Origin of the sequence: Dyella lipolytica (genome assembly GCF_030160075.1) — a bacterium.
GTDB lineage: Bacteria > Pseudomonadota > Gammaproteobacteria > Xanthomonadales > Rhodanobacteraceae > Dyella_B > Dyella_B lipolytica.
The window spans coordinates 392,064-412,490 of sequence record NZ_BSNQ01000003.1 but is presented as its reverse complement, the minus strand read 5'-3'; the positions used below and the strand labels follow the sequence as shown (position 1 = coordinate 412,490).

Genomic DNA, 20,427 nt, shown 5'->3' with positions numbered 1-20,427 from the left:
TCGCGTGATCGAAGCACGCTTCCACGACAACATCGACGAGATCGCGCGCGCCGACTGGGATGCGCTGCGCCCCGATGACAATCCGTTCGTCTCGCACGCCTTCCTCGCCGGACTAGAACGCAGCGGATGCATCCGCCCCGACTGGGGCTGGCAAGCCCATCACCTTGGCCTTTATCGCGATGGCGCGCTGATCGCTGCTGTACCGCTGTATCTAAAAGGCAACTCGCACGGCGAATTCGTGTTCGACTGGAGCTGGGCCAGTGCCTGGGAACGCGCCGGCGGCGAGTACTACCCGAAACTGCTCAATGCGGTGCCCTATTCGCCCGTACCTGGCCCGCGGTTACTTGCAGGCCGCGATCTCGTTCAAGCGTCCGCACTGAAGCCATTGCTGGTGCAAGCCATGCAGCAACACGTGCAACAGCTGCAACTGTCGTCGATTCATGCCAACTTTTTGGACGAAACGGATCTTGCTGCTTTCAATGGCGATTGGATGGCACGTAGCGACGTGCAATTCCATTGGCACAATCGCGACTACGCCGATTTCGAAGCGTTTCTTGCCGCGCTGAATCATAAGAAGCGAAAGAACATCCGCCATGAGCGCCGCCGCGTCGCCGAACACGGTTTGCGCATCAGCATGGTCGGAGGCGCGGAACTCGACGCCGAAACATGGCGGCGCGTGCATACGCTTTATACCGCCACGTTCGACGCCAAGGGCAACCACGCTGCACTGACCGAAGCGTTCTTCCACTACTTGCGCAGTGAACTCGGCAACACGGTGCAACTCGCACTCGCTCACCAAGATCAGGAAATAGTCGCGATGGCGCTGTTCCTGCGCAGCGCGACGACCTTGTATGGCCGCTATTGGGGCGCATGCGTGGATCTGCCCGACCTGCATTTCGAGCTTTGCTACTACCAGGGTATCGAGTACGCGATCGCACAGGGTTTGCAGCATTTTCAACCCGGTGCGCAAGGCGAGCACAAGCTTGCACGCGGCTTTCTGCCGGTGCGCACTCATTCGCGTCACTACGTGTTGCACGAGGGCTTCCGCTCGGCCGTGCGCCGCGCGCTTGCACAGGAACGCGAGGGCGTGGACGCTTATGCCGACGAACTGTTAGATCATTCTCCTTACGCCATACGATGATCCGCCTACCCTTGCTCGACGAACACGCTCCGGATCGCTTCCCCGATCCGCGCACCGCTCTTGTCGAGCCCAATGGCCTGCTGGCGTTCGGCGGCGATCTTTCACCTGCTCGCCTGAAAGTAGCCTATGCACACGGCATCTTTCCTTGGTTCAACGAGGGCGAACCCATCCTGTGGTGGTCGCCCGATCCGCGCTGCGTTTTTCGCACCGACTATCTGCGGCCCAATCGCAGCCTGCGGCGCGCCTTGGCAGGCACGGTGTGGCAGGTCTCAGTCAATCGCGCGTTTCGTGAAGTGATGGAAGCCTGCGCAGCGCCTAGGCCAGGACAAGCAGGTACATGGATCGGCCCTGCCATGATCGACGCTTACTGTGCGCTACACGACATCGGTTGCGCACATAGCGTGGAAGTATGGGACGACCAACGCTTGATCGGCGGAATTTACGGTGTCGCTATCGGGCAGTTGTTCTGCGGCGAATCGATGTTCAGCGCATGCAGCGGTGGATCGAAACTTGCGGTATGCGCCCTTGCCGCATTGTTGCGCCAATGGCATTTCCCGTTGATCGACGCGCAGGTCAGCAATCCTCATCTGCTTAGCCTGGGCGCCGTGGAAATCCCGCGCAGCGCCTTTCTGCAATACGTCGCCACCTTGGCATCGGCGCCTTTCGATCAGCGGCGCTGGCACGGCGTGCCAAGCATCCCGGCCATACGCGTATTGAACGATGAAGGCGTTATCTGGTTGGATTGAGTGCGAGCGTTTTCAGCGCCGGATAGTTGTCCAGAAACAACTGCACCAGCGTGGGGTCCAGCTGGCTCCCCGACACCTCCCGCAAGTACTTCAAGACATCCGCTTCCGGCCAGGCATGCTTGTAGACGCGTTGAAAACTTAGCGCATCCCACACATCCACCACGCTGAAGATGCGTGCGGCCAGCGGAATCTCATCGCCCTTAAGGCCCTGCGGATAGCCGTCCCCATCCCATCGCTCGTGATGGCTGTAGGGAATCACACTGGCACTGCTCAAAAAGTCCACCCGCTGCAGCATGTCGTAGCCAATGCGCGGGTGCGCGCGCATGAGGCGGGTTTCGCTTTCATCCAGCTTGCCTGGCTTGATCAGAATCGCATCCGGCAAGGCCAGTTTGCCGATGTCGTGCAGCAATGCGCCGAACTTGATATCGCGCAGGGCATCGCCCTCCAGCCCGGCCAGACGGGCAAGACCCATCGTCATGCGCACCACACGCTCGGAATGATCGCTGGTTTCCTTATGGCGCACATCCATGGCCTCAACCAGCACGCGCAAAGCTTGCTCGTGGCTGTCGACCAGGCGCCGGTTGGCTTCAGCCAGACGATGCACCGTGCGACCGATCATCCAGTACAGCAACAGTCCCGTGCCAAGGACAAAAAACCAGCCTTTGAAAATCTGGTACATGACAATCCGGTGCGGATCGTGCACCAAATCTCCAAGCAGATGACCGGAGAACCAGATATATGCTGCGGAGACCAGCACGTAGGTGCCGGCAGTTCGCAACTGTGGGCTTAAGGTCACGAGCAGCACTCCCCCCGGGGCGCATCCTGTACAGGTGCATTCTGACACCGGCGTACACATAGCCAATGTGCGGTTACGCGCAAATCATCCAGCACGTGCTGTGAATTTTCGGACAACGTCATCGTCGAGGATGCCGGCGAAGGAAACGTCTAAGGGCACTCCAGCGCCCGCAGACGCTTATGACATCGTGCATCGAATGATCGTAAGTGGTAGTTCAATCGGATCAGGTCGGGGGCGCTTCCAACTTACGCCGCAACGCCGCCTGCAAAAGACGACGCTGCAAACGATCGCCGAATCGCTTAGGCGCAACCAGCCCCATCCGTTCCAGTGCGACAGCTTCCTCTGCTGTCGTCTCGCCGGGACGCAACACGGCCTTGAGCAAGTGCCAGCGCCCTTTCCAGCTCGCGCTGCACGATTTGAGCCATTCCAGCGCTGGAAGCAACCGTTGCTCGACTTCAGTGAAATCGCTGCCAAAGGGGAATGTCGGCAGCAAGCCCTTGTGCATCTGCTGGGCCAGCGCTTGACGCAGTACGGCCGGGCGATGCTGACGCCAGGCATCCGGAATCTTGAAATCCGCAGCCAATTTACCGCGCGATTTCGCCTCGGCAGCAAGAGCATCGATAAAACGCGCATCGCTGATGGCGAGCATCGCTTCGATACACTCGCTATCGGTCTTGCCGCGCAGATCCGCTACACCGTATTCGGTGATGACGATATCGCGCAGATGACGCGGGATGGTGGTGTGCCCGTAATTCCAGCGGATATTGGTTTCGACACCGCTTTTGCCCTCGCGTGTGGCACGCATCAGCAATGCAGACCGTCCGTCCGGGAGTTCGTGTGCCATCGCGACGAAGTTGTATTGGCCGCCCACACCGCTGACTACGTGACCATTTTCAAGCGCGTCTGAAACCGCCGCACCGAGCAAACTCGCCATCATGCACGTGTTGAAGAAACGTGCGCCGCGCCGTTGCAACATCGCCAGTTGCTGATGGTCGCCGTAAAGTTGATTGACGTTGGAGACGCGACACATATCGATCGCATCCGGATCGCTGCCTGCCGTCACCTCAAGCCAATCATAAAGTTCGCGCGAACCAAGGAAGAACGCACCGCGCAGGTAATGGCCACCAGGAACGTCCACCGCCAGGCGTCCCGCCGCCGCCGCGCGTTCCAGCGCAAGGTTGTCCCAGCAACGCCGCTTGAGGATGCCCGCCTTGGCCAGATGCATGAAACCATCCATCACCATTTCACTGGCGCCGTAAAGCCCGGTTTTGAAACTACCGAGACCGCCGATGCGTGCGGCCAGTCCGTGGGTAACGCCGCCCGAATCCAACGACAGCAGTAACTTCCTCCACTTCACATTGTCCCGATGCCTTAGCAACAGGCCTTTGACCAGTGCATCGGACAACGCCCCGATGCCGATCTGCAGGCAACCGCCATCCTTTACCAGCGCGCTGGCATGCAAGCCCAGTGCGTATTCGGCAACGTTCAGCGGCAGGCGCGGCAGCGCGAACAAAGGCGGCGAGGACATTGGCGCCAACTCGATATCGAAATAATCCTGCGGTACTTCCGCATGGCCGCCGATATAGGGCAACGCCGGATGCACGACCGCTACGCACAAAGGCCGCGACTTTCCTGCCGCTTTGATGCGATCGAGAAAATCCAGCGTAAGGTCCGGGTTGCACGACAAGCTGTAGCGCACACCGGCGGGTGTTTCGCGACGCGATACCAACTGCACCAGCAGATTGATGTCCTGCACGACCAGATCGCGCGCCACGTGCGTGTAGTTCTGGCTGATATAGCTACGCTGGGCGCTGGGTGAATTCAGCAAGACACCGGACTGCATATAGAACTCATGCACGGCGACGTTGGGAAGCAGTTTGCCTTTGATCTGATCCAGCGCGTACTGCGGATCGACGAAATCGACGCCGAAGTGCCGCTTCAGGAACGGATCAAGAAAACGCGCTTCCAACCCGGGTTTCGGCTGCGGACGCGTCAGCGACAACGCTGTATACAAGGTCATCGATCGCCAGGTGTCGGCCTGCATCAGACCGTACAAGGCGTTGAGCAAGCCGTGCGGCTTACCCAGCCCTAGTGGCGCAGCGACGCGCAAGTCCGCACCCAGCCGTTCGACAATCAGCTGCGCACAGGCGTCGGTATCCGTAAAACGCTGCTCTGGCAACATGGGCCGATCATGCCAGATTCGATTGGCAAATAGTCACCACCTCAATGGCTTGCACGACTTGAATGAGAAGTGACCTGCGCATAAGGCGCCAATAGGATGTTCTCCAAGCCGTTCGTGCTAGTCTCCCGCCTCCATGCACGCGCCCGACGACCTCAGTGACGGTGCCGGCGGCCAGCCGCCACGGCACATCCTAACGCCCAGCACGCTCAACCGGCTGGTGCGCGGTTTGCTGGAGGATGCGCTGCCGCTGGTGTGGATCGAGGGCGAATTGTCCAACGTGGCGCGCCCCGCTTCGGGCCATCTGTATTTCACTTTGAAGGACAGTGCGGCGCAGGTGCGCTGCGCCATGTTCAAGCCCAAATCCAGCTGGCTGCGCTTCAAACCGGCCGACGGCATGCACGTGCTGATGCGCGCGCGCGTCGGTCTGTACGAACCGCGTGGCGAATTTCAGCTGGTCGCCGAGCATATGGAACCGGCCGGCGAAGGTGCCTTGCAACGCGAGTTCGAACGGCTAAAGGCACAGCTGGATGCCGAAGGCTTGTTTGCCGCCGAACGCAAACGCCCCCTACCCCGTTTTGCCCGGCGCATCGGTGTCATCACGTCCGCCACAGGTGCAGCGATTCGCGACGTACTGAGCGTGCTCGCTCGTCGTTGGCCGCTGGTGAATGTAGAAGTGCTGCCGGTACCCGTACAAGGCCGCGAAGCGCCGCCCGCCATCGTGTCGATGCTGCGCAAGGCATCCGCCTGCGGTCGTTATGACGTGCTCTTGCTGACACGCGGCGGCGGCTCGCTGGAAGATCTTTGGGCCTTCAACGACGAGCAAGTCGCACGCGCCATTCACGCAAGCGCCGTACCTGTAGTTAGCGCGGTCGGGCACGAGATCGATTTCAGCATCGCGGACTTCGTCGCCGACCTGCGCGCACCGACGCCCTCTGCAGCCGCTGAACTGTTGGTGCCCGATGCAGTCGCGCTAGGACGGCATCTGGAACAGTTACAACAGCGCATCGTCGCCATCCAGGAACGGCGACTACAGGCACGCATTCAACGCATCGACCACCTGCTAGCGCGACTTCAATCGCAACGTCCGCAAGCCAGGCTGGCGCGTGACCGCGAACGTCTGTTGCAATTACGGCGCCGTCTGCTGGGCGCCCGCCAGTCGCGAACCACACAACAGACCGTGCGACTCGAACGTGCGCACGCGCGACTACTGGCCCTACATCCGCGGCAACGCCTTGCGCTATGGCGCCAGCAACTCGAACAACAAGCCACGCATCTGCGACGTTCGATCGAACACAAACTGGAACGCGAGCGCCTGACGTTGCAGCAGACCGCACGTACCATGCACGCCGTTAGCCCTTTGGCTACGCTGGAACGCGGCTACGCAATCCTGTTCGATGCCGATGGCAAAGTGCTGCGCTCGGCGCAAAACGTCGCCGTAGATACACTACTTCGCGCCCGTCTTGCCGATGGCGACTTGCCGCTTCGCGTCAGCGACGACTGAAGCGCCGCTTCCTTACAGGATTTGAACGAGCGCCGTAGCATGCTGCGCACCTTCACTATGGAGGTAGCGCATGAAGGCTGCGACCCTGTTTGTGAAAGCGTTGAAATCAGGAGAAGGTTCCCGAAGGACGGATGAGGGTGCGATCGGAGCGCGATAAAGGAATCTCGGACAAGCATTCAATATTGCGCGCTGCCCGCACCCTGACCTCAACCACGCTCCCAACGGGAAAAGGACTACTTTAAGGAGTGACCATGCTCGACAAGACCTATCCCTATTACCTGGCCAACCAGCCGCAAACTTCCAAGACCATGATGGAGGTGTACGACAAGTACAGCGGCAAGGTCGCCACGCGCGTAGCCGTACCCGATGCGAGCGCTACCGAGAAGGCGATCAAGGCGGCGGTGAAAGCTGCAGGCCCGATGAAGGATTTCCGCCCATGGGCGCGGCAGGCGGTGCTGCAACATTGCGCCGCACGCTTTCAGGAACGCCGCGATGAACTGGCGATGGCGCTGTGCATCGAGGCTGGCAAACCGATCAAAGATTCCGCCGGCGAAGTGACTCGATTGATCGAAACTTTCCGCATCGCTGCCGAAGAAGCCGTGCGCGTGAACGGCGAAACGTTGAACCTGGAATTGGCATCGCGCTTGGATGGCTATCACGGCTACACCAAACGCGTGCCGCTGGGGCCGGTGTCCTTCATCACACCGTTCAACTTTCCATTGAATCTTGTCGCGCACAAAGTCGCACCCGCGATAGCGGCGGGCTGTCCGTTCGTGCTGAAGCCTTCCGAAAAGACACCCATTGGCGCCTTGATCATCGGCGAAATACTGGCCGAAACCGATCTGCCCAAGGGCGCTTTTTCGGTGCTTACGCTCGATGGCAAACACGCCTCGCCGCTGGTCACTGACGATCGCCTGAAGCTGCTCTCCTTCACCGGTGGACAAATCGGCTGGGATCTAAAAGCCATGGCCGGCCACAAGAAGGTGACGTTGGAGCTGGGCGGCAACGCGGCCTGCATCGTCGACTCCGACCAAAAGTCGCGCCTGGACAAAGTGATCGAGCGGCTAATCTTCGGGGCTTTCTACCAATCCGGACAAAGCTGCATCAGCGTGCAGCGCATTTATGCGCACGCATCGCTTTACGACGAACTGAAAAAGCGTTTGGTCGACGCTGTGAAACAACTCAAGGCCGGCGATCCGAAAAAGAAGGATGTCTTTCTCGGCCCGATGATCGACGAAGCGGCTGCAGAGCGCCTGGAAAGCTGGATCGACGAAGCCCGCAAAGCCGGCGGTAAAGTCCTGTGCGGCGGCAAGCGCAAAGGCAACATGCTGGACGCTACGCTGATGGAGGACGTGCCCAAGGATGCCAAGGCCAACCGGATGGAAGCCTTCGGCCCCTTCGCCTTGCTCGCACCCTTCAAACGCATGGACGATGCCATCGCCATGGTCAACGACTCCGACTTTGGTCTGCAGGCCGGCATCTTTACCGACAGCCTCGACCACGCGATGCGTGCATGGAACGGCTTGGAGCAAGGTGGCGTGGTGGTCAACGACGTGCCGAGTTTCCGCGTGGACAACATGCCTTACGGCGGCGTGAAACTTTCGGGCATCGGTCGCGAAGGCGTGCGTTACGCGATTGAAGATATGAGCGAGATTCGGTTGATGGTGATGCGCGAGAGCTGACTCCCTCTCCCCAAAAAGGGGCGAGGAGGTCAGGTGCCCACCGCCCGCAGCCGATTTACATCGCGCAGCGGTGGTGCTCCATGCTGGCGACTGTATTCGCGACTGAACTGCGAAGGGCTTTCATAACCGACACGATGCGCGGCAGTCGCCACATCGCAACCTTCGGTCAATAGCAGACGTCGGGCCTCATGCAGGCGTAACAGTTTTTGGTACTGCAGCGGGCTCATCGCGGTGATTTCGCGGAAGTGATGGTGCAGCGACGAGGCGCTCATGTTCACCATGTTGGCGAGATCGCCGATGCGCAACGGTTTGTTGTAATGCTGCTTGAGCCACTGGATCGCCCGCGCGATCTGCTGGCCCTGCCCTCCGGCCGCGGCGATCTGCGCGAGTCGGGCTCCTTGCTCGCCAGTAAGCAGACGGTAGATCAGCTCGCGCTCGATCAGTGGCGCCAGAGACGGTAGATCGCGCGGTGAATCAAGCAGCCGCGCCAGGCGCACTAACGGGTCCAGTAGTTCGATGGTGATGGGACTCAAAGCCAGACCACGCGCCGTGGCCGTCGCCGGCTTGGGCAACTTCACTTCCGACAGCAATTCGCCGATGCGCACGGGATCGAGGCGCAAGGTCAGACACAGGCACGGTTCTGTTGGAGAAGCCCGCATTACCTGCGCCGTCACCGGCACGTCGATCGAGTTGATCAGGTAATGCCCGTACTCCTGCTCGAAGCGATCCTCCGCCAGCAGGACGTGCTTGCTGCCCTGTAACAGCAGCCCCATGCAGGGCTCGTACATGGCGCAGCTGCGGTCGCTGGGTGCGTCGGCGCGGAAGAACGACAAAGTAGGCCAAGCGGTAGGCGTGACGCCTTCCACCCCGGCGAATCGTTCAACGATAGCTGTCAATTCCTCGCGATCCTGCGCCAGGCGAGAAAACGACCCCACAGGTTTTAGCGCGCTATTCATGGGAAGAGTCAGCATATACGACGAACAGAAGATTGCCTGTTCCTACAATCCATGGCGAGTGCCTGAGAGAGAGTTTGCAGGATCAGGCAAGCATTTCGCAGGATCCGACTACCCCTGTGTTGGCGCCCTGCGCATACTTGCCCTCTGTTCACTCCCTCTGCTCCCCAGGAGAAATACATGGCTCTGAGCATCCGTGGCTATGCCGCGCAATCCGCCACTACACCATTGGCGCCCCACGCGTTCGAGCGGCGTGATCCGCGTCCGGACGATGTGGTCATCGACATCCTGTATTGCGGCGTCTGCCATTCCGACATCCACCAGGCCCGCAACGAATGGGGCAACAGCACCTACCCGATGGTGCCGGGCCACGAGATCATCGGCCGCGTCGCTTCCGTGGGTAGCAAGGTCACGGCGTTCAAGCCGGGCGACATGGTCGGCGTGGGCTGCATGGTCGACTCCTGCCAGCACTGCGACGCCTGCGCGCAGGGCCTGGAGCAATACTGCAAGGAAGTCCCCACCTTCACCTACAACGGCACCGATCGCCGCGACGGGCTGCCGACCTACGGCGGCTATTCCGAGCGCATCGTGGTGTCGGACAAGTTCGTGCTGAGCGTGCCCGACGGCATCGACCCCAAAGCCGCCGCACCGCTGCTTTGCGCTGGCATCACCACGTGGTCGCCGCTGCGCCACTGGAAGATCGGCAAGGGCAACAAGGTGGCCGTGATTGGCCTGGGCGGTCTGGGCCATATGGGACTGAAGTTCGCCAAAGCGCTGGGCGCGGACGTCACCCTGTTCACGCGTTCGCCGGGCAAGGAAGCGGAAGCACGTCGGCTGGGCGCAGATCATGTCGTGCTATCGACCGATCCGGAGCAGATGAAGGCCGTGGCCGGCCAGTTCGATTTCATCCTCGACACGGTGCCGCATCAGCACGATCTCAATCCGTATCTCGCCACACTGAAGTTGAATGGCGTGCATGTGTTGGTGGGTCTGGTCGAGCCGATCGATCCGCCTGTACATTCCGGCGGTTTGATTTTCGGTCGTCACTCCATCGCCGGCTCGCTGATCGGCGGCATTGCGGAAACGCAGGAGATGCTCGACTTCTGCGCCAAGCATGGCATCGGTGCCGATGTAGAGATGATCAAGATCCAGGATATCAACGATGCTTACGGGCGCATGCTCAAGAGCGATGTTCGCTACCGCTTCGTGATCGATCTGGCTTCGCTGACCGCGTAACTCTGCAGCGCAACCAAACGCCCCGGCTAGCCCGTCTCGCAGTGCGCGGCGGGCTTAGCCATCGCCACGCTTTACGCGGCCCCATACCGGCTGGGCGGCGTATTCCATCCCATCGCGTTGTACAGGTGATACGTCAGCACCCCGACGTATTCATGCAAGGCGACATCTGTCAGCCTCACATTCCAGGCATTGGGCAACCAAGACAGCCGGACATCCGCGTAATCGCCTCGTACTGGTATCGCATCGATGCCGAAATGCGCGAAATACAACTGCGCCCGGTGCAAATGCAGCGCCGATGACACCAGCACCACGCGTTGCGGTGCATACGTGTCGAGCATGGGCTTCACAAACTGCGCGTTCTGCCAGGTATTCATGCTGCGCGATTCGAGCAGGAGATCGGAACGGTCGACACCTATCGCCTGCAACACCGTTGCATAAGCAACCGCCTCGGGAACGCCGTTGCGAAAGGCATCGCCGCCGCTGACGACCAGCTTGCAATCGCGCTCGGCCTGCCGACACGAACGGTAGAGCGCATACGCTTCCAGAATGCGGCCGTCGGCAAAGATGGTCGGCTCCACTTGGTTTGTGGCTGTAACACGCGTGGTGCCAGCGCCAAGCAACACAATGGCATTGCGCGAAGTCCATGAGACATTCGGCTGCGCTGCATACGGTGCCTGCAAACGTGCGAGCAACCATGCCGGTAATGGTCCGCAACCCGCCGCAAAGAAAAGCAGCAAGGCCAGCCCATAAAACATCCGCTGACACCGATGCCAGCGGAAACGGCCCCATGCATAACCGAGCAGCACAAGAATCAGCAGCAGCATCAACATGTCGATCCATCTCCCTGAAAGCGGCAGCGTAGCGCAAGCAACGGATGTGTGACCTGCCGCCCTGCTTCGCCTAACCTGCACGATATGAGCCCCGTGTTGCATACCCTTGTCACCGCTACGCGCCATAGCGAAGACATCCGCAAGAGCCGCTTCCTCGCCCAGGCGGCGCCGGTCGACACGCCGCAGCAGGCGCTCGCCTATGTCCAGGAAATGAGCGATCCGTCCGCCACCCATAACTGCTGGGCGTACCGGATCGGCCAGGATTACCGCTTCAACGACGACGGCGAACCCGGCGGCACCGCCGGCCGCCCGATCCTGCAGGCGATCGAAGGCCAGGGCGTCGATCGCGTGGTCGTGGTGGTGACGCGCTGGTACGGCGGCATCAAGCTCGGCGCAGGCGGTCTGGCGCGCGCCTATGGCGGCACGGCCGCCGAATGCCTGCGGCTTGCCGAACGCGTTCCCATCGTGGCGATGGTGCGGCTGGGCGTGCATTGCGACTTCGCCGATCTCGCCCGCATGAAGGCACGCCTGATGGAGATCGGCGCCGAGACCGAACAGGAAAACTTCGACGCTACCGGCGTCACCCTGCATCTGCGTTTACCGAAGGACCGGATGGACGAGGTCAAGGCACGCATCATCGATATCAGCCGTGGCCGTAGCGAAGCGTATTCGCTGGATTGGCAGGCTCCGGGCCGCGATCATTGAATCGCATGGCCGGGGCCCCATCTGAATTCGATCCGGCCCACGACGAGATCCCATGAGCACGCCTCCAGCGAACGATCCCAAGCCGCGCCGCCGTATTGGCTCTCTGCGCCTGTTATGGCCCTTCGTAAAGCCGCACCGGAAACTGGCCTTAGGTTGGCTGGTGTTCCTGGGTATTTCCTCAGGTGCCACGCTGGTGCTGCCGACCGCGGTGCGGCACATGATCGATCATGGTTTTCGCAATTCCAGTACAGCCGCGATCAATAGCAGTTTCCTTGGATTGTTCGTGGTCGCTCTGGTGATGGCGTTTGCGACAGCGGCGCGTTTTTTCTGCATCACGTTGCTGGGCGAGCGCACGCTTGCTGCACTGCGCGCAAAACTCTATGAGCATGTGATTCGACTGGATGTCAGTTTTTTTGAACGCAATCGCGTGGGTGAGCTGATCTCCCGCCTCGGAACCGACACCGAAGTGGTGCAAGCATTGGTCGGCTCGGGCATCTCCGTGGCGCTACGCAGTGCCGTCATGCTGATCGGCGCCACCGCTGCAATGATCTGGACCAGTCCGCGTCTGGCCGGCCTCACCGCACTGGTGATTCCGGCGGTGGTGCTGCCGATACTGATTTTCGGGCGTCGCGTGCAGAAGCTTTCGCGCGCCAGTCAGGATCGCCTTGCCGATGCGGCAGCGATCGCCAACGAAACGCTCAACGCTGCGCCCGCGGTCAAGGCTTACGCGCGCGAAGGCATCGAAAGCGATCGTTATGGGGGAGCGATCCAGCGTGCGCTGGCCACCGCACGCCAGCGCATCAGCATGCGCACAATGTTGACCGCAGTAGTGATTACGCTGTTCTTTGGCGCGATTACGCTCGTACTTTGGGTCGGTGCGCGCGACGTACTGGCAGGCACCCTGGATGCCGGCGTGCTGGCGCAGTTCGTGGTGTACGCCATGTTGTCCGGCGGCTCGATGATGGGTCTGTCCGACGTATGGGGCGATGTGCTGCGCGCTGCCGGCGCCATGGAGCGCATCGGTGAACTATTTGGCGAAGAGGCGACCATCGCCAATCCGCCGAACCCGCTGGCCTTGCCGCGACCGATACGCGGCTCGCTCCGTTTCGAGGGTATCGACTTCCACTACCCCACCCGGCCCGATGCTCCCGCGTTGCACGATTTCAATCTGGATATCCGCCCCGGTGAAACGGTGGCGCTGGTGGGGCCTTCCGGCGCCGGTAAAAGCACGGTGTTCGCGCTGCTGTTGCGTTTCTACGATCCGCAACGCGGCCGCATCAGCTTCGATGGTGTCGACTTGCGTGCCATGACACTCACGGAACTGCGAGGTGCGATTGCCCTGGTGCCGCAGGAAACGGTGATCTTCGGCGGCACGGCAGCCGACAATATTCGTTTCGGTCGGCAGGATGCCAGCGATGAGGCCGTGCATGCCGCCGCGCATGCCGCCGAGGCGCACGACTTCATCCAGCTGCTGCAAAACGGCTACGACGCAGAGCTGGGCGAGCGCGGTGTGCGCCTGTCCGGCGGCCAGCGCCAGCGCATTGCCATTGCTCGGGCCATCCTGCGCGATGCGCCGTTGCTGCTATTGGACGAGGCGACCTCGTCGCTGGATGCACAGTCGGAAGCGGCCATCCAGCAGGCGCTGGAGCGGCTGGAAAAAGGTCGCACTACCCTGGTGATCGCCCATCGCCTGGCGACCGTGCAACGTGCGGATCGTATCGTGGTGATGGATGGCGGCCGGATCGTGGCGCAAGGCACTCACGCAAGCCTCTTGGCGGAGGAAGGTCTGTACGCCGAATTGGCGCGCCTGCAGTTCGTCGCCTGAGCACATCCCCAAAAAGAGAAAGCCTTGCGCAACGCAAGGCTTTCTCGATACTGCATACGACGGGTTGATCAGACCGCGAGTTCGACCCCGGAAGCCTGGGCACCTTTCGGGCCCTGGGTCACTTCAAACTTCACGCGCTGGCCTTCCTGCAGGCTACGGAAGCCCTTGGAGTTGATCGCCGAGAAGTGGACAAACACGTCCTCCCCACCGTCCTCGGGTGCGATGAAGCCGAAACCCTTGGCGTCGTTGAACCACTTGACCGTACCGAAACGCATTGCGTGAACCTCTGAATCTAAAGGACTGGATGCACCAAGTCTCTGCGAGAACCACCTCTACCCCTAGGTCCGCCGCCCCTGGCACAGGGAAAGTATCTGCATGTTTCTAGTCAAAGCGCAATATGCGGCGGCGTTTGGTCATGCCGAAGCCGGAACGGTTGCTCAGCTTTTGAGCAACTCGGCGAGTATCGGAGGCACCGCTGCCGTGGCCGCGGCCAGGTGCGCGAAGATTTCCTCGATGCTGATTTCAGCCTCGTCGCCGCAGCCGGCGGCGAAGTTAGCAACCAGCGCAAGGCAGGCGTAATCGAGCTGCAATTCGCGCGCCAAGGCCGCCTCGGGCATGCCGGTCATGCCAACCAGGTCGCAGCCGTCGCGTTTCATACGGGCGATCTCCGCACGGGTTTCCAGGCGCGGTCCCTGGGTCGCGCCGTAACAACCGCCGTCGATCACGGCGGTGCCGGCTTTTTGCGCTGCGGCAATCAGAGCATTGCGCAAGGAGGCCGTGTAGGGCTCGCTGAAATCGATGTGCTTGACCTCGGCGCCTTCGACGTCGCAAAAGCTCGTATAACGCCCATGGGTGTAGTCGATGATCTGGTCCGGCACCACGATGACGCGCGGCCCCATGTCATGACGGATACCGCCCACCGCGTTGACGCCGATCACCCGGCGCGCGCCTAAATGGTGCAGTGCCCACACGTTAGCGCGGTAGTTCACGCGATGCGGCGGCAGCGTATGGCTTTCGCCGTGACGCGCCAGGAACGCAATGCGTCGGCTGGCGAAATCGCCGATCACCACGTCGCCGGATGCCGGGCCGTAAGGTGTTTCAACGCGTTGCCGGGTGGTGTTTTCCAGGCCCGGGAATTGGTACAGGCCGCTGCCGCCGATGACGGCGAGATCGATCGATGGAGTCATGGGTGTGCCTAGTGGAGACTTTGATGAAGGGGACGCTGAGATTCGTCCGCCCTATTCTTTCAGTGCATAGATGGCCGGAAGATTACGGCCCTGCTCGTGATAGTCCATGCCGTAGCCGAAGACGTAACGGTCGGGTACTTCGACGCCGTTGAAGTCGCTGTCGATGCCTTCGACGCGGCGATCGTGTCGCTTGATGCAAAGCGTGGCCACCAGTACGCGCGTCGCACCACGACGCAGACAATCGTCACGCACGGCCTTGAGCGTGTGCCCTTCGTCGAGAATGTCATCGACCAGCAGGACGGTACGCCCTTCCAGCGAAGCCATCGGCTCACGCAACCAGTGCAGATCATGGCCGGACGTGGCGCCGCGATAACGGGTGGCGTGAACGTAATCGAATTCCAGATCGGTGCGGATCGACAGTGCCAGCTGGCCGCCGAACATCAACGCACCGTTCATCACGGTGAGAAACACGGCGCGTTCGCCATCGAGGGCTACGTCGATGGCGCGGCCCATATCGGCGATCAGGGTGTCCAGCGCTTCGCGCTCGAACAGTATGTCGGAACGAAGTAGTGCATCTGCCAGCGATGGGAGAGCTTGGCTCATGGCAATTCCTTAGCGATCCAGTGCGGTGATGCGGGCGACGAAGCGGTCGCGCTGCGGGTTGTCGAGCAGGCCGGCCCAGGTCGCGCCAATGGCGCCACGCAGGGTGGCGACACGTTGCATGCTGGACTCCGAAGATTGCTGCATGGCGGCAATCGCCTCGTCCACGACCTCGGGGAAACAGGCCAGCACCAGGTCGCAGCCGGCGGCAAGGTGCGCATGTACACGTTCACCCACGCTGCCGGCCACGCCGGCAGCGGCCATGCTGATGTCATCGCTGATCACCGCACCCTGAAAACCCAGCTCCTGGCGCAGGATGTCGTGGATCCAGCGGCGGGAGTACCCCGCAGGCTGATCGTCTACCGCGGGATAAACCACGTGCGCCATCATCACGGCTTCGGCATGCGCCGAGAACGCTTCGACGAACGGACGCAGGTCATTGCGGCGGATCTCCTCCAGCGGACGCGGATCGATGGCCTGCGCCTTATGCGTATCGATGGCGACCGAACCATGACCGGGAAAATGCTTGAGTACCGCCGCCATGCCGCCCAGATGCATGCCGCGTACGTAGGCCTGGGTCAGCTCGCCGGTGATGTCCGCACTGGCGTGGAAAGCGCGCGGGCCGATCGCCGCGTTGCCGCGCGCCAGATCGGCCACCGGCGCAAAGCTGAAATCGACGCCGCTGGCGCGCAGTTCGCTGGCCATCACCCAGGCGTGTTCTTCAGCCAGCCGCACGGCTTCGATGGGATCACGGTCATACACCTCGCCGATCTTGACCAGCGCCGGCAAACGGGTGAAACCCTCGCGAAAACGTTGCACAGGGCCGCCTTCCTGATCGACCGCAATCAGGATTTCTTCGCCTGCCGCTGTGCGGATCGACTCCACCAGCGCGAGCAACTGTTCGCGGTTGGCGTAATTGCGGGAAAACAAAATAACCCCTGCCACACCTCGCGCAGTCAACCAAGCGCGCTCGTGCGCCAGCAACTCGGTACCGGCTATGCCGATCAGCAGCATCAGGCTTGTCCTCCGGAAGCGAATTCGGCATCGGCCGCATCACGCTCCGCTTCGCTCCATTGGGCGAACGGGTGCGTAATGAGATTGACGTTGTAGTAGCGCGCCAGATTGCTGACTTCGCGCCCCAGCCAGGTCGGACGCGGAAACGTTGCGTCAGCAGCGGGTAATTCGATTTCCGCCACGATCAAGCCGTGGTTGTGTCCCTGGAACTCATCGATCTCGAACAACCAGCCGTCGACGTCGACATGATGCCGTGTCTTTTCCAGCACGCCGTCGCACAGCGTGCCGAGCATGGTTTGCGCATCGGCAAGCGGCAATGGCAGTTCGTATTCGGCACGTGAAATACCCAACTCGACCGACTTGATGTTGAGCCACGCCTGCTCGCCACTGATGCGTACTCGCACCGAGGCTCGCGCCGCGCCGTCGCGCAATGCGCGTACGCCGACCAGATAACCTTGCGCGATGTGCTTGCTGTCCCTCACGGCTGCTCGCCACGCGTCGTTGGCGAGCAGGAATTTGCGTTCGATTTCGATGCCCATCGTCGGATATTACCGTCGCTCAGCCGCGTTCGAACAACGCAATGGATTCGACATGCGCCGTGTGCGGAAACATATCCATCACACCGGCCGATACCAGACGAAAACCGTGCTGGTTGACCAGGATGCCGGCGTCGCGCGCCAGCGATGCCGGATGGCACGAGACGTAGACGATGCGACGCGTCTCCTTGTGCGGCAGGTATTCCAGCACCTTGTCGGCACCGGCGCGCGGCGGATCGAGCAAGAGCTTGTCCCAAGGCTTGCGTGCCCAGTCGGCGCCGCGTTGATCCTCGAACAGGTTGGCGACGTGAAAACTGGCGTTGGCGATGCCGTTGCGTGCCGCATTGTCGGCGGCACGGGCGACCAATCCATGCTCGCCTTCCACGCCGGTGACTTCGGCTGCGCGCCGCGCCAACGGCAAGGTGAAGTTGCCCAGCCCGCAGAACAGATCGAGCACCCGATCCTTTGGTTGTAGATCGAGTAGTTCCAGCGTGCGCGCCATCATTCGCCGGTTCATGCCCGCGTTGACTTGCACGAAATCGAGCGGCTGGAATTCGAGCTCGACGTCATCGACGCCATCGCCTGCCGGGACGCGGAACGCGAGCCGCGGGTGTTCGGGCCACAACGGGTGCACGCTGCTTACGCCGCCGGGTTGCAGGTAGATCGCAAAACCGTGTTGTTGCGCAAACGCTACCAGCGCGGAGCGATCGCGATCGCTCAGGGGCTTGAGGTGACGAAAAACGAGCGCGATGGTGTCGTCGCCGGCAGCGAATTCGATTTGCGCGATATCGGCTGCAGCATCCATGCCGCCGACCAGTTCACCGAGCAGACCGATCTTCGATCCGAGTGCAGGATGCACCACGTCGCAATGCGTAATGTCGGCGACGAAGCGCGGATTGCTTTCTTCGCGAAAGCCGACCAGCACACGACCCTTTTTTGCCACTGCACGCACGGATAGGCGTCCCTTGCGGCGATAACCCCATGCCTCGTCCGTGAGCGGCGGCAGCCAGCTTTCCGGCTCCACCTTGCCGATGCGCGCGAAGTTGTCCACCAGCACGCGCTGTTTGGCCTCGATCTGCGCGGAAGCATCCAGATGCTGCAACGAGCATCCGCCGCACTGGCCGAAATGCGGGCAACGCGGCTCGACCCGATGCGGCGATCGCTCGATCACCTCGATGGTTTCGGCTTCGTCGAAGTTGCGGTGGCGTTTGCGGATCCGCAGGCGCACCTGTTCGCCGAGCAAGGCACCGCTGACGAATACGGTCTTGCCGTCGATGCGTGCAACGCCCCGGCCATCGTGACTCAAATCGGTGATAGGGGCTTCGAACTCGTTCATCGGCACTCTTTGAAAGCATGGCGCCCGGATCGGGCGACCCAGGCAAGAAAGTGGGGTGAAAAGAATGGGCACGATCCGTAAAAGACCAGCCGCAGACCCGCATGATACCAGCGGGCCTGTAGAGGCTGTCCTCTTAGCGTTCGGCGACGGTGCCCTGGGACGCCGCCTTGAGGCGGTGAATGAGTACCGGCCAGTCGATGCGGGTTTGTTCTCCGACCACATGCAAAGAAGGCAAACCGCTGCTTTCGACGATGGTGTAGCCGCTTGTATCGCCGTCCAGGCCGCTCAACGTGCACACACCTCCTTGCAAGCTGGTGTTGATGCCCATGCGCTTGTAATTGAACGTCTTGAACAGCTTCAACACGGCACCTTGCAGACCGCTTGCCGCACTGCCGCCGGTCACGATGGATAGATTGTTGGCGGCATGCAGACTGATTCGCCCACCGTTTTGGGCAAGCAAGGAGGCCTTGAACGCGATCGGGCTGGTCGCTACGAGCTGCAAACCGTCGATGGAACCGTCCAGCCGTCCGCTGATGTTGCCGAAGTTGAAGGTGTCGGAAAGCGGGGCGAGGTCCAGCTGGTGCAAAGCGATATCCGTTGCCACGATGGGGGTGTCGCTCAGAGGCCGTTGCACGGACATGTGTGTCAGCACGGCTGTTCCATCGAAGGCCTTGATCGTCAGCTGACCTTCCAGCGCGTAACGATCGCCGGTCCATTGCATGGAGGAAATGCTGCCGCCCAGCGTGCCGGCAAACGGCATCCAGCCGAGGGTTTGATTGAGCGTGGCCATATCCACGCCGGCAATGGTCGCAGCAAGATTCAAGCGAGGCGCCTTGGTGGCTGCAGGCCGCCACTCCAGCGCCGTGATCTGGGCTTGTCCCTTCAGTATCGGAATGTCCAGCGGCGATTGCAGTCCGAGACTACCGTTGCGGCTACGCCAGTGCGACTGCGCGGCACCCACGGCAAACCGGCGCAGAACCAGCTGATTCCAGGCGAGTGTGGTGGGCGATTTATCGGCTTGCGCGGACCAATCCACCGCGCCATGCAAACCATTGGCTTGCAGCTGACCGCTGCTGTCGGCCACATCGAGCCCATCGGTACGCAAGGCAAAGCTGCGCCAGGTGTCGTCGACGTAGTCGAGGTGTCCCTCGAGCTGTCCGGCGAGGTGCAGGTTCGGTGCTGCGGCACTATCCAGCCACGGCTGGCCGTAGCGATCGTAGGCGGCGGGAAACCGTGCCTGGAAATGGTCGAGTTTGACTTTCTGCAGGTTGCCCTTGGCATCGATAGATAGCGCACCTTCCAACTGCAAGGCATCGGCGTCATCCATGCGCAGGCGGCTGATATCCAGTGCGCCGTGCTCGACGTTGGCGCTGAGGTCCAGCTCCACGTCGTGCGCAGGGAGTCGTGCAAGCACGGGGCCGAGCTGCAATTCCCCGCCGCGCAGGCCACCGTTCAACGTCAGCTGCGCCGGATGACTGGTGGCATCGAACGCGAAACGCCCATGCCCGGCCAAGCCCTGGCCGGCCGGATTGCCTGCGGGCGTGGCGTATTTGAGATCCGCGACAGTGAAATCTCCGGACGACTGAAAACCTTCGTCGCGCCCATCCAGCGCGAGATCCGCATCCAGTTTCCCGCTCGCGATATGCCCCGCCCAGACGGTACCCAGCACACCCTGCAACCAGCCCGCGGGCAGGTTGCGCAGATTGACCTGGACATGGGTGGGCTGATCCAGGGGAAACGCTGTACCGATGTGCGTCGGGCCTTGGTTCGCATCGATCTCGAGCGTATTGGCCGAGGCATCCACCACGAGATCGAGCATGGCGTTGCCGAGCGCGCCACCGGGAGCGCCGTCGATTTGCACCGCGCCATCGAACAGCCAACGCATCTGCACATCGCGCTTCAGAGTGCCATCCAGGGTCAGTCCCACCCGTCGCCAGCCGAGTACCGGGATATCGGCCTTGCCAGCATGGAGACTGACTCGCACGGTGTCGGGATCCGCACCAGGTACGAGTTGCACGCGCATCTCCTGCAAACTTACGCCCGGCAGATCGACCCGTTTGGCGACGATCACCGTATCGGCCCACGACGGCGCCACCCAAAGCAGGCTAGAGAGGGTGCATAGGCAACAGAGCAGGCGGCTGAATAGTCGAAACATGT

The 20,427-nt window shown here is 61.4% G+C and carries 18 protein-coding genes; 7 read left to right on the top strand and 11 right to left on the bottom strand.

The window, feature by feature from the left end:
- Nucleotides 1-4 precede the first annotated feature (4 nt).
- Nucleotides 5-1,141 carry a GNAT family N-acetyltransferase gene (locus QQL64_RS03490; RefSeq protein ID WP_284399632.1) on the top strand — a complete coding sequence of 379 codons (1,137 nt, stop codon included), beginning with the start codon at nt 5-7 and terminating at the stop codon, nt 1,139-1,141.
- Nucleotides 1,138-1,887 (top strand): leucyl/phenylalanyl-tRNA--protein transferase, encoded by a 750-nt coding sequence (gene aat, locus QQL64_RS03485; protein ID WP_284395930.1) that lies wholly within the window; start codon nt 1,138-1,140, stop codon nt 1,885-1,887. The genes QQL64_RS03490 and aat overlap by 4 nt, the downstream gene beginning before the upstream one ends.
- On the opposite strand, the gene QQL64_RS03480 is transcribed toward aat, so the two are convergent.
- On the bottom strand, nt 1,871-2,683 hold the full coding sequence (locus QQL64_RS03480; protein ID WP_284395928.1) for an HD-GYP domain-containing protein: 813 nt from the start codon (nt 2,681-2,683) through the stop codon (nt 1,871-1,873). The genes aat and QQL64_RS03480 overlap by 17 nt on opposite strands.
- 223 nt (nt 2,684-2,906) lie before the next feature.
- The gene (locus tag QQL64_RS03475; RefSeq protein ID WP_284395927.1) at nt 2,907-4,865 is read right to left on the bottom strand and encodes an acetyl-CoA hydrolase/transferase C-terminal domain-containing protein; all 1,959 of its coding nucleotides are present in this window, start codon (nt 4,863-4,865) and stop codon (nt 2,907-2,909) included.
- Nucleotides 4,866-4,998: 133 nt separating this feature from the next.
- Between QQL64_RS03475 and xseA the strand changes: the two genes are divergently transcribed.
- Together xseA and QQL64_RS03465 are read left to right on the top strand one after the other, a co-directional pair.
- Nucleotides 4,999-6,366 (top strand): exodeoxyribonuclease VII large subunit, encoded by a 1,368-nt coding sequence (xseA, locus tag QQL64_RS03470; protein WP_284395925.1) that lies wholly within the window; start codon nt 4,999-5,001, stop codon nt 6,364-6,366.
- 251 nt (nt 6,367-6,617) lie between these two features.
- Nucleotides 6,618-8,048, top strand: a complete 1,431-nt coding sequence (locus tag QQL64_RS03465) for an aldehyde dehydrogenase family protein (protein WP_284395923.1) — start codon at nt 6,618-6,620, stop codon at nt 8,046-8,048.
- 29 nt (nt 8,049-8,077) lie between these two features.
- On the opposite strand, the gene QQL64_RS03460 is transcribed toward QQL64_RS03465, so the two are convergent.
- Nucleotides 8,078-8,944 carry an AraC family transcriptional regulator gene (locus QQL64_RS03460; RefSeq protein ID WP_284395921.1) on the bottom strand — a complete coding sequence of 289 codons (867 nt, stop codon included), beginning with the start codon at nt 8,942-8,944 and terminating at the stop codon, nt 8,078-8,080.
- A gap of 237 nt (nt 8,945-9,181) precedes the next feature.
- Between QQL64_RS03460 and QQL64_RS03455 the strand changes: the two genes are divergently transcribed.
- Nucleotides 9,182-10,237, top strand: a complete 1,056-nt coding sequence (locus QQL64_RS03455) for an NAD(P)-dependent alcohol dehydrogenase (protein WP_284395920.1) — start codon at nt 9,182-9,184, stop codon at nt 10,235-10,237.
- A gap of 71 nt (nt 10,238-10,308) precedes the next feature.
- On the opposite strand, the gene QQL64_RS03450 is transcribed toward QQL64_RS03455, so the two are convergent.
- Nucleotides 10,309-11,064: a YdcF family protein gene (locus QQL64_RS03450; protein ID WP_284399631.1), complete on the bottom strand. Its 756-nt coding sequence runs from the start codon at nt 11,062-11,064 to the stop codon at nt 10,309-10,311.
- Nucleotides 11,065-11,151: 87 nt separating this feature from the next.
- Between QQL64_RS03450 and QQL64_RS03445 the strand changes: the two genes are divergently transcribed.
- Entirely contained in the window at nt 11,152-11,772 is a 621-nt protein-coding gene (locus QQL64_RS03445; protein ID WP_284395919.1) for an IMPACT family protein, read from the top strand.
- Nucleotides 11,773-11,824: 52 nt separating this feature from the next.
- Nucleotides 11,825-13,597 (top strand): ABC transporter transmembrane domain-containing protein, encoded by a 1,773-nt coding sequence (locus tag QQL64_RS03440; protein ID WP_284395918.1) that lies wholly within the window; start codon nt 11,825-11,827, stop codon nt 13,595-13,597.
- A gap of 68 nt (nt 13,598-13,665) precedes the next feature.
- On the opposite strand, the gene QQL64_RS03435 is transcribed toward QQL64_RS03440, so the two are convergent.
- The 7 genes from QQL64_RS03435 to QQL64_RS03405 all read right to left on the bottom strand — a co-directional run bounded on the left by QQL64_RS03435 (nt 13,666) and on the right by QQL64_RS03405 (nt 20,425).
- Nucleotides 13,666-13,872, bottom strand: a complete 207-nt coding sequence (locus QQL64_RS03435; protein ID WP_126672720.1) for a cold-shock protein — start codon at nt 13,870-13,872, stop codon at nt 13,666-13,668.
- Between the two features lie 162 nt (nt 13,873-14,034).
- Entirely contained in the window at nt 14,035-14,784 is a 750-nt protein-coding gene (locus QQL64_RS03430; protein ID WP_284395916.1) for an S-methyl-5'-thioinosine phosphorylase, read from the bottom strand.
- Between the two features lie 51 nt (nt 14,785-14,835).
- On the bottom strand, nt 14,836-15,387 hold the full coding sequence (locus QQL64_RS03425) for a hypoxanthine-guanine phosphoribosyltransferase (protein ID WP_284395915.1): 552 nt from the start codon (nt 15,385-15,387) through the stop codon (nt 14,836-14,838).
- Between the two features lie 9 nt (nt 15,388-15,396).
- Nucleotides 15,397-16,398: a beta-N-acetylhexosaminidase gene (gene nagZ, locus QQL64_RS03420; protein WP_284395913.1), complete on the bottom strand. Its 1,002-nt coding sequence runs from the start codon at nt 16,396-16,398 to the stop codon at nt 15,397-15,399.
- Nucleotides 16,398-16,937, bottom strand: coding sequence for a CYTH domain-containing protein (locus QQL64_RS03415; RefSeq protein WP_284395909.1), 540 nt, complete (start codon nt 16,935-16,937; stop codon nt 16,398-16,400). The genes nagZ and QQL64_RS03415 overlap by 1 nt, the downstream gene beginning before the upstream one ends.
- Nucleotides 16,938-16,956: 19 nt before the next feature.
- On the bottom strand, nt 16,957-18,270 hold the full coding sequence (rlmD, locus tag QQL64_RS03410; RefSeq protein WP_284395907.1) for a 23S rRNA (uracil(1939)-C(5))-methyltransferase RlmD: 1,314 nt from the start codon (nt 18,268-18,270) through the stop codon (nt 16,957-16,959).
- A 133-nt stretch (nt 18,271-18,403) separates the two neighbouring features.
- Nucleotides 18,404-20,425: a DUF748 domain-containing protein gene (locus QQL64_RS03405; protein ID WP_284395906.1), complete on the bottom strand. Its 2,022-nt coding sequence runs from the start codon at nt 20,423-20,425 to the stop codon at nt 18,404-18,406.
- Between the last annotated feature and the right edge of the window lie 2 nt (nt 20,426-20,427).